9 protein-coding genes are annotated in these 11,755 nt (G+C 74.0%); 8 read left to right on the top strand and 1 reads right to left on the bottom strand.

What is annotated here, in order from left to right; all coding sequences use genetic code 11:
- Positions 1 to 48: 48 nt before the first annotated feature.
- From H4N64_RS10810 to H4N64_RS10775, 8 genes are all read left to right on the top strand, one after another.
- Positions 49 to 789 (top strand): sirohydrochlorin chelatase, encoded by a 741-nt coding sequence (locus H4N64_RS10810; RefSeq protein WP_186281998.1) that lies wholly within the window; start codon positions 49 to 51, stop codon positions 787 to 789.
- Positions 790 to 887: 98 nt separating this feature from the next.
- Positions 888 to 2,987, top strand: a complete 2,100-nt coding sequence (locus tag H4N64_RS10805) for a hypothetical protein (protein WP_186281997.1) — start codon at positions 888 to 890, stop codon at positions 2,985 to 2,987.
- A gap of 3 nt (positions 2,988 to 2,990) precedes the next feature.
- Positions 2,991 to 4,232 (top strand): TRAFAC clade GTPase domain-containing protein, encoded by a 1,242-nt coding sequence (locus H4N64_RS10800; protein ID WP_186281996.1) that lies wholly within the window; start codon positions 2,991 to 2,993, stop codon positions 4,230 to 4,232.
- Positions 4,229 to 6,733, top strand: a complete 2,505-nt coding sequence (locus H4N64_RS10795; protein ID WP_186281995.1) for a GTPase-associated protein 1-related protein — start codon at positions 4,229 to 4,231, stop codon at positions 6,731 to 6,733. The genes H4N64_RS10800 and H4N64_RS10795 overlap by 4 nt, the downstream gene beginning before the upstream one ends.
- Positions 6,730 to 8,364, top strand: a complete 1,635-nt coding sequence (locus tag H4N64_RS10790) for a TRAFAC clade GTPase domain-containing protein (RefSeq protein ID WP_186281994.1) — start codon at positions 6,730 to 6,732, stop codon at positions 8,362 to 8,364. The genes H4N64_RS10795 and H4N64_RS10790 overlap by 4 nt, the downstream gene beginning before the upstream one ends.
- Positions 8,365 to 8,532: 168 nt before the next feature.
- A complete protein-coding gene (locus H4N64_RS10785; protein WP_186282010.1) occupies positions 8,533 to 9,195 on the top strand; it encodes a vWA domain-containing protein in 663 nt (220 codons plus the stop codon).
- Positions 9,189 to 10,061 carry a protein phosphatase 2C domain-containing protein gene (locus tag H4N64_RS10780; protein ID WP_186281993.1) on the top strand — a complete coding sequence of 291 codons (873 nt, stop codon included), beginning with the start codon at positions 9,189 to 9,191 and terminating at the stop codon, positions 10,059 to 10,061. The genes H4N64_RS10785 and H4N64_RS10780 overlap by 7 nt, the downstream gene beginning before the upstream one ends.
- Positions 10,062 to 10,065: 4 nt before the next feature.
- Positions 10,066 to 11,403 (top strand): protein kinase domain-containing protein, encoded by a 1,338-nt coding sequence (locus tag H4N64_RS10775; RefSeq protein WP_186281992.1) that lies wholly within the window; start codon positions 10,066 to 10,068, stop codon positions 11,401 to 11,403.
- A 15-nt stretch (positions 11,404 to 11,418) separates the two neighbouring features.
- Here the strand turns inward: H4N64_RS10775 and H4N64_RS10770 are convergent, their stop codons facing one another.
- Positions 11,419 to 11,733, bottom strand: coding sequence for a hypothetical protein (locus tag H4N64_RS10770; RefSeq protein ID WP_186281991.1), 315 nt, complete (start codon positions 11,731 to 11,733; stop codon positions 11,419 to 11,421).
- Between the last annotated feature and the right edge of the window lie 22 nt (positions 11,734 to 11,755).

Genomic DNA, 11,755 nt, shown 5'->3' with positions numbered 1-11,755 from the left:
GCGCTGGGTGCTGCGCAGCCGCGGTCTGCTGGCGAGGAGCTGAGTCCCATGCGCCACCGGCCGGTCCTTCTCGTCATCGCCCACGGCAGCCGCGACCCGCGGCACGCCGCGACCGTGCACGCCCTCGTACGGCGCGTGCGCTCGTCGCGGCCCGGACTGCGCGTGGAGACCGGCTTCCTGGACTTCAACGTCCCCTCCGTGCAGGGCGTGCTGGAATCGCTGGCGGCGGAGGGCGTGCGCGACATCGTGGCACTGCCCCTGCTGCTGACCCGTGCCTTCCACGCGAAGGCGGACATCCCCGCGGTCCTGCGGGACGCGCCCCCGCAGTTGCGCATCCGGCAGGCGGAGGTGCTCGGCCCGTCCCCGCTGCTGCTCGCGGCGCTGGAGCGGCGGCTGTACGAGGCGGGTCTCACGCCCGCCGACAAGTCCTCGACCGGGGTCGTGCTGGCCTCGGCGGGGTCCACCGACCCGGAGGCGAGCGCGGTGATCGCAGAAATCGCGCGGGAGTGGCGGCACACCGGTTGGTGCGCCGTGCGGCCCGCGTTCGCCTCCGCATCCCTGCCCCGCACCGAGGACGCGGTCCGCGAACTGCGCGCCCTCGGCTGCGAGCGGGTGGCCGTCGCGCCGTACGTCCTCGCGCCCGGCTTCCTCCCGGACCGCATCGCGCGGGGCGCCGCCGAGGCGGACGTCCTCGCCGATGTCCTCGGCCCGGCGCCGGAGGTGGCGCGGCTGTTGCTGGAGCGGTACGACGTGGCCCGGGTACCGGTGTTGACGGCCGTCGGCGCCTGACGCGTCCCCTACCTGGTCGGATTCGGTAAAAGCGTCTCCCCTGTCCCGGCTATCTGCTGGGATGGTCCCTCGAAGGCGAGCGGGGGAGAGCAGTTCACGTGGCGGGTCGGGAGTTCGGGCACCATCTGGGCCTGCCGCGGGCCCTGTCCGGGCTGCCGCTGAGCCCCTTGGTCGTCGGTTACGGCGACCTGGCCGCCGCCCAACACGCGGCAGGGTTACGGCACATAGGCGAGGCACTCGCCCCCGCGGGCGGCTTACGCGTCCTCGACGGCCTGTACGTTCCCTCCGGCCCGCGCGGCCGACGACGGGTGGACGCGGCATTGCTGGACGACCTGGCCCGCACCGCCTCCCCGAGCGCCCGGGTGGTGGAGCTGTTGGCGGGGCTGTGCCGGCGTGATCCGCAGGGGCCGCGCCGGGTCGTGCTGTACCAGCTGATCTGTCTGCTCCAGGAGTCCTGTCCCGTCGAGGAGTTGGGCGTCCATCCCGACGAGACGGCCGGTCTGGTGGCGGCTGCCGAGTTGCGGGCCGCGCTCGACCGGCGGCAGCGGGACGCGGCCGAGTCCGTGGCCGATGCCTGGGAGCGGCGGCGCATGCACCGGGTGCGCGGCCTGGTGGAGCGGTTGCCGCAGGGCGACCCGGGTCTGGAGCGGTTACGGACGGCGCTGGCCGCCCGGTCGGCGAGGGTCGACGCGGCCCTTTCGGCGGGGCGCCGCGCCGAGGAGGGCGGCGCGCCGGAGTCCGCGAGCGAGCACTATCTGCGCGCACTGGACCTGGCGGCCGACGACAGGCGGGCGCTGCGGGGGCTGGTGCGGGTCCACCGGCCCGGACCCGAGGCGCCCTTGCGCGCCGAACTCGCCCTGCACCGTGTCGAGTTGGACTGGGACCGCGCCGGCTCCGACTGGCGGCTGCTGTGTCTGTACCGCACGGAGAAGGGCGAGGCCCGGGTGCGCGAGGTGCCCACCGCCCAGGACGCGGCCGTACCCCTCGGCACCACGGTCCGGTACGCGGCACTTCCGCTGGAGGACGGACGCGTGGCCGGGCCCCCGCTGGTGTCGCACCGGGTGCTGTTCGCCCCTGAGGTGACGGGTCTGAAGCTGACCGACGGTCCGGGGCGGATCGTGGGGTCCTGGCGACGGCCGCCGGGCGCCGCGGAGGTGACCGTCGAGCTCGATTCGGCGCCACGGCTGGACACCCGTGCCGACGGATTCACCGCGACCGGGTTGCCGGTCGGCCCCCACACCCTCCGTATCGTGTGCCACTACCGCGCTCCGGACGGACGCCTCGTCCCCTCCCCCGGCGTCCGCGCCACGCACACCGTCCACCCCTGGCCCCGGCCCGTCCGTACGCTCACCGCCACACCCGACGGCGACACCGTACGGTTCGACTGGACCGGAGGTCAGGACGCCGAGGTCCGCCTGGTGGTCTGGCCGGGCCGAGTACCGCCGCCCGGCACGGAGTTGCGCACCGCGGACCTGCCGCCCGCCACCGATGCCCCGCCCGTCGGGCACTCCCGGGTCGCCGCCGTCGCCGTACTGGGCGAACGGGCGCTGGCCGGGCCCGTGGTGGACGTCGAGATGCTCCGGCCGGTGACCGGGCTGACCGCCCAGCGCCTGCCCGGCGGGGAGGTCTCCGTCCTCCTGGACTGGCCCGACGGCACGAACCACCTCATGGTCCGCTGGGAAGGACCCGACGGCGAAGGTGAGCGGACCGTCACCGCGCACGCCTACCGGCGCGGCGGGCTGCGGCTCCCCGTGGGTCCGCGTGAGGTGCGCATCCGTGCCACGGCCGTGCCGCATGTGCCGGACGCGGTGGTCGTGACGGCGCCCGGTGCCGAGGCCGTGCTGCCGCCTGACACCTCCATCGGCTATCAACTCGTGTGCGACCGGCGGCGGTTCCTCGGCAAGGGCCGTACGCTGCTGAGGGTCACGCTCTCCTCCCCCGGCGGCGAGGGCGGCCCGGAGCCACCCGAGTTCGTGTGTGTCGCCCGCAGCGGGACACTCCGGCCGCGCAGCGCCGCCGACGGAACGACCGTGCTGCGGATCCCCGGTACCGATCTGACCCGGCACGGCACGGTCGAGCAGGAACTGCCGGTCGCGCCGCTCCCGGCCCCGTACACCCTGCGCGGCTTCCTGCTGGGCGAGCACGCGGCCGCCGTACGCCTCGAAGAACCGTCCCCCGCGACCCTGGTGGTGCGCTGAGCCATGACGACCGTGATCTGCCCCTACTGCTTCGCCCGCTCCTCCGCGGCCAAGCTGCCCTACCGCTGTCTGATGACGCCGACCGGCGTCCGCGGCGGCAGCCCCTGCGGGCCCGAACGCGACGACGTGTGGGCCGGGTTCATGGGTCCTGGGGTTCCGCCCGGGGCCCGGATGCGCGGGCCCGTGTTCACGCCGGCCCGCAAGGCCGGGTGGCGCGCCGGCTCGGGCAGCAGCGTGCCGTGCCCCGGGTGCGGGGTGGGCACGACGACCCGGGTGTGCGGGTCCTGCCACAACGACCTGCCGAGCGACTACTGCGACCAGGACAGCCGGATCATCGCCCTGGTCGGGGCGAAGGCCTCCGGCAAGAGCACGTATGTCTCGGTGCTGGTCAACGAGTTGAACCACCGGGTCGGACAGGCCTACCACGCCTCGCTGGCCGCGATGGGGCAGAGCACCCAGGTGCGGGACCGGGAGATGGCGGAGGACCTGTACGAGCGGCTGCGGCTGCCGGACGCCACCAGACCGGCCGCCCTCGGCTTCAACGACCCGCTGCTGTACCGGCTCAGCCTGCCCCGGCGCAGCCGCCTGGGCTCGGGCACCCGGCACACCGCGCTGGTCTTCTTCGACGCGGCGGGCGAGGATCTCGCGGGCGCCGAGGCGATGGACCGCTACACCCGCTATCTCAGCGCCGCCGACGGCATCGTCCTGCTGGTGGACCCGCTCCAACTCGGGTCCGTGCGCGACCGGTTGCCCGTCCACGACGGCCCTCCGCTGCCCGTGGTGGAGACCCCGCCGCAGCAGATCGCCGCCGACCTCGCCCGCCAACTGCGCGCCCACGGCAAGGGCGGCTCCCGGGGCCGGGTGGCCACGCCGATCGCGGTGGCCGTCACCAAGACGGACATGCTCAGGCCGCTGCTCGACCCGCACTCCCCGGTCCTGCGCAACGCCCCGCACCCGGACGGCACCTTCGACGAGGACGACCGGCTCGCGGTGCACGAGGAGATCCGCTCCCTGCTCACGGACTGGGACTCGGGCGCGCTGATACGGCAACTTGAGCTGGACTTCGCAGAGTTGTCGCTGTTCGGGCTGTCCGCGCTGGGCGCTCCGCCGCCCGCCGAGGCACCCGCGGACGCACCCAAGTCGGGTCCGCAGCCGATACGGGTGGAGGATCCGCTGCTGTGGCTGCTGGCCCGGCGCGGACTGCTGCCGGTGCACCGTACGACGGGGAAGGAGCGGGGCAAGTGACGCTGGCCCAGCTGCACTACACGTCCGCGCCGCCTGGCCCGGACGGTTCGGGCTTCCGGTTCACCGCGGTCAGCGCGGGGGTGCCGCAGGGGCTGCTGCGGGAGGCGGAGCAGCTCATCGGCTACGAGCCGCCGCGCGATTTTCCGGCGCGACCGGACGCGGAGGAGCTGAGGGGCTTCCCGAAGGCGTTCAGCTTCAGTGAACTCTCCGACGGCGGGCGGCTGTTGAGCCGATCGGTCTACACCGGTGCCGACTACACCGGGCGGTGGGGCAACTTCCACGCCCACGCACTGCATGTGCCACCCGGGGCCCGGCTGCCGGATGGTGCGCTGCCCATCACGGCCTGGGAGTCGCCCCGTTGGTCCGACACCACTCCCCCGGGCGGACGTCCCGAACCCGTCGACCGGTTGGAGCCGTCGGGACTGCTGCGCCGGGACGGCCTGGTCGCCTTCGCGGCATCCCGGGCCCCCTGGCTCGCGCCGTTCTTCGCGGATCTGCGGGCGATCGCCGAGGATCCGGGCGCCGGTCAGATCGTGCTCGTGGAGCAGGACAGCGCGGACGTGGCCCAGTGGATCGCGCTCGCCTGCGTGGTGCTGCCGCGCGAACAGGCACACCAGCTGACGTTCACGACGTACACACGCCGTCCGCAGCAGGCCCGTCAGCAGATCGTGGGGGCGCTGCCGTCGTCGGAGCGGATTGCTCACGATCACCGGTACCGGGTGCACGACTGCACCGGGCGACCGCCGTCGGAGCCGGTCACCGACACCTGGGCGGAGGTGTGCGCCCGGATCTGGACCGCGGGCCTGCCCGATCTGTTCCGTCACTCGGAGGACGCTCTGGGGCCGCTCGCGGTGGCGGCGCTGGCGGAGGGCGTCGCGCTGCGGTCGGACGCGCGGGCGACCGCGGCTCGATGGGCCGCCGAGCAGGTGCTGCCCACGGCGACGCTGAGCGCGCTGATCGCCGGGTTGTGCCGGGGCGGGGAGGACGAGGACGAACCGGCCGCACTCGCCGCCCTGTTGGAGCGTCTTGACGGACAGGTGCCGACCGCGGTGTCCGCGCCGCTCGCCGCGCGGGTGCTGTCGACCGCCCTGCTCAGCGGCGGCCCGGTCCCCGCCCTGCGCCCCGGCTCCCTGACCCCGCAGGCCCACGCCGACCTGGCCCGCGATCTCGCGCCCGCCCTGCGCTCCGGCATCGCGGACCCCGGACAGCCCGCCGACGGACGTCCGCTCGCCCTGCTGCGGGTCGCGGATCTGCTCGACGTCGACTGCCAGGATCTGCTCCCCGAGCTCGCCGGCCGGCTCGCGTGCGCCCTGGTGGGCGTAACACCGGACGAGCGGTCGGTCGTACGGGAGGAGCACCCCGTCGGGCACCCGGCTCGGCGGGCCGCGGAGACCGTCGACGCGCCCGCGCCCCGCCTCAGGACTCCGGCGGTGCTCGATGCCGTGCGCGAGCATCCGGCGCTGCGCATCGCGCTCTTCGGAGCGCTGGACGCGCTGGCCGCGGTCGATCCACCGGGCGTCGCACGGGCGTTGGCCGGGTCGGGGCTCCCCGTCGCCCTGCAGACCGGCTTCCCGCAGCTGCGGATGTGCGTGCTCGCGGAGCCCGGGGGCGATCGGCTCGGCCGGTTCCACGGCGTGCTGCGCACCGCCGGGGTGTCCCCGCACGCCGACACGGCCGTACTGCGGACCGCGCTGCGGCTGGTGTGGCCCGAGGGAGACCTGCCGACGGGGCAGGAGGCGAGTCTGCTGCTGAACGAGCTCGGCTCTGATCTGCACCGGGCGGCCGGTACCCGGGACGTGCTGATCGACGCCGCCCTCGCGGCACCGGCCGACGACCGCGACATCCCCGTCCTCGCCGCGGACCTGCTGCGCTGCTTCACCACCGAGCTGCGGTCCGGGCAGCGGGCGGCGCTGCTTCTGCTGGAGTACGCGGGGCTGCTCGGCACCGCGGGTGAGGGCGAGGAATGGGTCCAGCGGGTGCTGTCGCTTCGGGACGGCGCCGCCGAGCCGGTGCCGGACACGGTGACGGACCGGGCCTTCCACGCGCTCGCCCGGCGGCTGATGGAGGACTCGGTACCGGAGAGCGAGCTGTACGCCCTGGCCCGGTCCGGCGAGCCGCGGCTGCTGGCCGCCTACGAACGCGTCGCGCGGTCCTCCTCCGTGGGCGACCGGCTGCGGGTCGTGCCGTCGTACGTCGCCGTCTGCTTCTGTGCCTGGAGCGCCTTCCCGGGCACGCATCCCGCCTGGGACGAGACCAGTTCGGCCCTGCTCACCAAGGTGCTGCGGCCGATCGTGAAGGCGCTGCCCGCCGAGGACGTCAACGAGGTGGAGGCAACGCTCGGCCGCGCCGGCCGCGGCAAGCTCGACGCCTTCTGCTCCTGGAACCGTCCCGGCACACTCGGCCGCCTCGCGGGGCGCCTGTCCGGGCGGGGACGACGCGGTGAGTCCGCCGCCCCGTGGCCCGGGGACGTGGAGCCGCCGTACCGGAGAGGCCGCCGATGAGCGCCTCGACGGTGGTGTGGTTCTACTTCCTGTGGTGCGGTCTTGTCGCCGTCGGCGTGGGCCTGGGCCGGGTGATGTGGGAGTTCCTCGGGGTCGGGGTGCGCGGTGTCTGGCAGGGGCTCGGGCCGTGGCAGACGGGCCGTCCCGACCAGCGGGTCCCCGCCGTGGGGAGCGATGAACCCGCCCATCTCGGCTACTGGTGGCGGCAGATGTGGGTCGACGGCGTGACCGCCGCGGGCTACGGCATGCGGGTCGTGTGGACCGCGCTGGCCGACCCCTGGCTGGAGCGGATCGGCAAGAACCTGTTCCGCGGGCGCCTGCCCTCCGGCCCGCGCACCGACTCGCCCGCCACCGCGGTACTGCTGATCGTGTTCGTGGCCCCGGGCACGGCGGCGGGCGCGCTCGTGGGTGCCGCCCTGGCCACGCTGCTGCTCGGCACGTTCCTCGCGGTGTTCGCGCTGCTGCTGGCCCTGATCTGGCTGGGCTGCGCGACGGCCGCGCCGGTGCTGTGGGGCGCGGAGCGGACATGGGCGCTGGCCCGGGGTGTGCGCGTCAAGTGCCCCTACCCGGGCTGCTATCGGCCCGTACCGCTCGCCGTGCACCGCTGCCCCGGCTGCGACGCGGGACACGGCTCGCTGCGGCCCGGCCGGTACGGCGTCCTGTGGCACCGGTGCGGCTGCGGGCGCCGGCTGCCGACGACCCGGTTAGCCAAGCGGGGGCAGCTGACGACGCAATGCCCGCACTGCGACCGGCGGTTGCCCGAGATCACCGGCACCACCCGAGTCGTCCACGCGCCGCTGGTCGGCGGCACCTCCTCCGGCAAGACGATGCTGATGGCGGCCGTGGTGGAGGGGCTGCACGCCTTCGCGCGGCGCGGCGAGCTCACCGTCGAGTACGCCTCGGCCGACGACCGGACCACCGCGAACGACCTCAACCAGGAGCTTCGGCAGTCCGGTTGGGCCCGCGCCACCACCGGCGGCCAGCCGCGCGCCCTGATGCTGACGGTGACCCGCGGACGCCGGCGCCGACTGCTCTATCTCTACGACCCGATGGGCGAGTCGGTCAGCGAGGCCGACCGGGTGCGGACCCAGCACTACCTCCAGCACGCGGACGGCGTCGTGCTCGTCGCCGACGTCCTGGCCGACGCCAAGGTCCGCGGAAAGCTCGGCGCGGACGATCTCGCGCGGGCCAAGGCGGCGCGGCCCTCGCCGCAGGGACCGTGGGACACCTACCAGCGGCTGACGGGCGAGCTGGCGGCGCTGACCGGGCGGCGGGGGCGGCTGTCCGTGGCCACCGTCGTCACCAAGCGGGACATCCTCGACCAGCTGACGACCCTCGCCGTACCGGGCGCGGAGATCGACGGCTGGCTGGAGCAGATCGGTCTCGGCCCGCTGGTCCGGGCTCTCGGCCACGACTTCCGGGCGGCCCGCTACTGGGCGGTGAGCGCCCGTGCCGCCACCGGCACCGGTCCGCTGGAGAGCGAGCAGCGCCGGGCGGCCGAGCCGGTGCTGTGGCTGCTCGCCGCCTCGGGGCTGCGCACCGGCGCGCTGGTGGGACCGGGACCCGCAGGATCCAAGGAACGCAGGATCCGGCTGCGCGGGAACGGCGACCGCGAGAGGACCCCGGCATGACACGGGTGACACCGTCCCTCGGGCGCTGGCGGCGGGCCATGGCAGGCGTGTTCGTCGCCTCCGTCGTGCTGACGGTGCTCGCACTGGTCGGGCTGGCGCAGTGGCTGCTGGCCTGACTGCCACGACTACAGGAAAGGAAACGGAGTGAGCGACATTCCCGGCGGGGCCATGGCCAACCGGCCGGTCCACTTCATCTGGCTGCTCGACTGCTCGTACTCGATGCAGGGCGAGAAGATCGGCCAGCTCAACTACGCGATCAGAGAAGCGATCCCGGAGATGCGGTCGGTGGCGCACGACAACCCGGCCGCCCAACTCCTGCTGCGCACCGTCACGTTCTCCACCACCGCGCAGTGGCACCACCAAGTCCCGGTGCCGGTCGACGACTTCACCTGGCAGGACGTCCAGGTGGACGGCATGACCAACCTCGGCGAGGCGCTGACCCTGGTCTCGCGGGAGCTCCAGAGCCCGCCGATGCCGCAGCGGGCGCTGAAGCCGGTGCTGGCGCTGGTGTCGGACGGGGTGCCCACCGATGACTGGAAGGCCGGTCTGAAGGCGATCGACGCGACGCCGTGGGGCCGTAAGGCGGTGCGGGTGTCCATCGCGATCGGGGCCGATGCCGACCGTGGGGTCCTTCAGGAGTTCCTCGGCAATCCCGAGCTCCAGCCGCTGGACGCCAACAGTCCCAAGCAGCTCGCGGCGGCGATCCGCTGGGCGTCCACGGCGGCCGTGAAGGCGGCCTCGCAGCCGGTGGCGGCCTCGGCCGACCCGTTGGCGAAGCAGCCGTACGCGCCGCCGGTCCTGGACGACGACGATGACGACGACGTGTGGTGACGCTCGGGGTGCGGCGCTGGGACACACTCGGCGACAGCGTCCAGGGCGTCGGCAAGCGGTGCAACCAGGACTGGTGGGCCTGTGAGGGGACCGGTTCCGGGGACGAGCCGCTGGTGCTGGCGGTGGCCGACGGGCACGGCTCGGCGGTGCACGCCCGCAGCGAGCTGGGCGCCCGGTTCGCCGTGGACCGGTTCCTGGGGCTCGCCCGCTCCTTCGGGCGGGCGGCCCGCGACGGCCACGAGCCGGGGCGGCTCGCCCGGCTGATGACATACGCCCGCGACGACTTCCCGCGCGCCCTGGTGCAGGAGTGGCGGTCGGCGGCGCTCGGTCACTGGGACCGGCACCGCCCGGTCGCCGACGACGGCGCGGCCGAGCCGGAGCCGGGCGACAAGCTGCTGCTGTACGGCACCACCCTGATCGGCGCCGTGCTGACGCCGTGGCTGTTCGTGGCATGGCAGATCGGCGACGGCGATCTCGCGGTGGTCGAGCACGACGGTCAGCTGCGCCGGCCGCTGGCCCCCGCCGAGGAGGACCTGGGCGACGAGACGGAGTCGCTGTGCGGCGCCCAGGCCTGGCGTGCGGTGCGCACGCACTGGGCACCGCTGTTCGACGAGGCGCGCGGGCCTCGTCTGGTGGTGCTGTCGACGGACGGTCTGTCGAAGAGCTTCGCCGCGGCGGACGGGTACCGGGAGTTCGTCGAGGGCCTGGACGGCCGGCTGGCGCGGGAGGGCGCGGCGGGGGTGAAGGCCGTGCTGCCCGAGTGGCTGCGGCAGGCCTCGCAGTACTCGGGGGACGACACGACGCTGGTGGCCGCGCTGCGGCCGGTCCGTCCGGCGTCGGCAACGGAACAGAAGACGGAGAGTTGAGCGGATGAGCGGCATGCTCGACAGCGGGACGCGGCTGGTCGTGGACAACGGCGACGAGGCCGAGATCATCGGCATGCTGGGCGCCGGTGGCCAGGGCGAGGTGTACCGGGTGCGGACGGCGGCCGGGGACAAGGCCCTGAAGTGGTACTACCCGACGTGTGCGACACCGGAGCAGGAGGGGATCGTCCAGGAGCTGGTGGACCGGGACTTCGACGACGACCGGTTCCTGTGGCCGCAGGCGTGTGTGTCCCGGCACCGGGGTTCGTTCGGCTATCTGATGGAGCTGCGCCCCGAGCGCTTCAAGGGCCTTCCCGATCTGTTCCGGCGCCAACTGCGCACCAGCACAAGAGCATTGCTGACGGCATGCCTCTACACCGTGGAGGCGTATCAGGCACTGCACTCGCGCGGTATCGCCTACCGGGACATCTCCTGGGGGAACGTCTTCTTCGACCCGGCCACCGGTGAGGTGCTGGTCTGCGACAACGACAACGCGGTGGTGGAGGGCGACGCGAGCGGGATCTCGGGGACCATGAAGTTCATGGCCCCGGAGCTGGTGCGCGCCGAGCCGGGCGCCCGCCCGGGCACCCAGTCCGATCTGCACTCCCTCGCCGTGCTGCTGTTCATGCTGCTGATGAACCATCATCCGCTGGAGGGCAAGCGGGAGTTGGGCATCCACTGCTTCGACGAGGCGGCGGAGAAGCGGCTGTACGGCAGGAGCCCGCTGTTCGTGTTCGATCCGGCGGACGACTCCAACGCGCCCGACCCGATGGAGCACGCGACCGTGCTGGCGACCTGGGACGCGGCGGTCGGCACCCTCCAGGCCCTGTTCACCCGCAGCTTCACCGTCGGCCTGCGGGATCCCGCCGCCCGGGTGCGCGAGACGGAGTGGCGCAACGCGCTGCGGGCGGTGCTGGACGCGGTGGTGGAGTGCGCCTCCTGCGGACGGCAGAACATGACCGAGCCGGGTGAGAACCCGCCGCCGAGGGCCTGTTGGGGATGCGGGGCGCGGCTGGTGCTGCCGCCCCGGCTGACCGTGACGACCCCGCCGCCGCGCGCCGAGCACCACATCCGGCTGCGCCGGGCGGCCCGGGTGCAGGCCCACCATCTCCTGTCGGAGCCTTCACGGCACGACTGCTCGGACGGGAGCCTGGTGGCGGAGCTGGTCGAACACCCCGCCAAGCCGGGCCGGTTCGGCATCGCCAACCGCTCGAAGGACACCTGGACGGGCACCCGCTCCGACGGTACGTCCCAGCAGATCGCCCCCGGCCAGACCGTACCGCTGCGCTCGGGCCTGGAACTGGACCTCGGCGGCGGAGTACGGGCGGTGGTGCGCGCCAAGTAGCGGCCCGCGCCGTCTCTAAAGGCCCAGGACGCGTCCGATCTCCTGGGCCAGGGCGAGCCCGCCGCTGCCTGCCGCGACACCGATGCCGATGGTCTCCAGGGCGGCCCGGATCCGGCCCCGGTCGGCGGGCCGCCCGTCCTGTGCCAGCTCGCCCTGGATGACCTGGGCCTGCGGGACGAGCGCGGGGCTCTCCACGCGCATCCGCTCGACGAGTTGGTCGGCGAGGCGCAGCAGGGTCGCGGCGTCGGTGCCGTTGTTGATCTCCATACGGCCGTTGTCGCCGAAGATGGCCGGGCCGTTGACGTTGTTGATGTGGTAGTTGCTGCCCATGTACCGGCTCCTGTTCCGTTCC

Origin of the sequence: Streptomyces cupreus (assembly GCF_014257025.1) — a bacterium.
GTDB classification, from domain to species: Bacteria; Actinomycetota; Actinomycetes; order Streptomycetales; family Streptomycetaceae; genus Streptomyces; species Streptomyces cupreus.
The sequence above is the reverse complement of the archived record's forward strand: the minus strand, read 5'-3'. Positions and strand labels throughout refer to the sequence as shown.

Coding starts and splice junctions, on each gene's coding strand:
- H4N64_RS10810 (WP_186281998.1), top strand. CDS start 49: ATGCGCCACCGGCCGGTCCTTCTCGTCATCGCCCACGGCAGCCGCGAC.
- H4N64_RS10800 (WP_186281996.1), top strand. CDS start 2,991: ATGACGACCGTGATCTGCCCCTACTGCTTCGCCCGCTCCTCCGCGGCC.
- H4N64_RS10790 (WP_186281994.1), top strand. CDS start 6,730: ATGAGCGCCTCGACGGTGGTGTGGTTCTACTTCCTGTGGTGCGGTCTT.
- H4N64_RS10785 (WP_186282010.1), top strand. CDS start 8,533: ATGGCCAACCGGCCGGTCCACTTCATCTGGCTGCTCGACTGCTCGTAC.
- H4N64_RS10775 (WP_186281992.1), top strand. CDS start 10,066: ATGAGCGGCATGCTCGACAGCGGGACGCGGCTGGTCGTGGACAACGGC.
- H4N64_RS10770 (WP_186281991.1), bottom strand. CDS start 11,733: ATGGGCAGCAACTACCACATCAACAACGTCAACGGCCCGGCCATCTTC.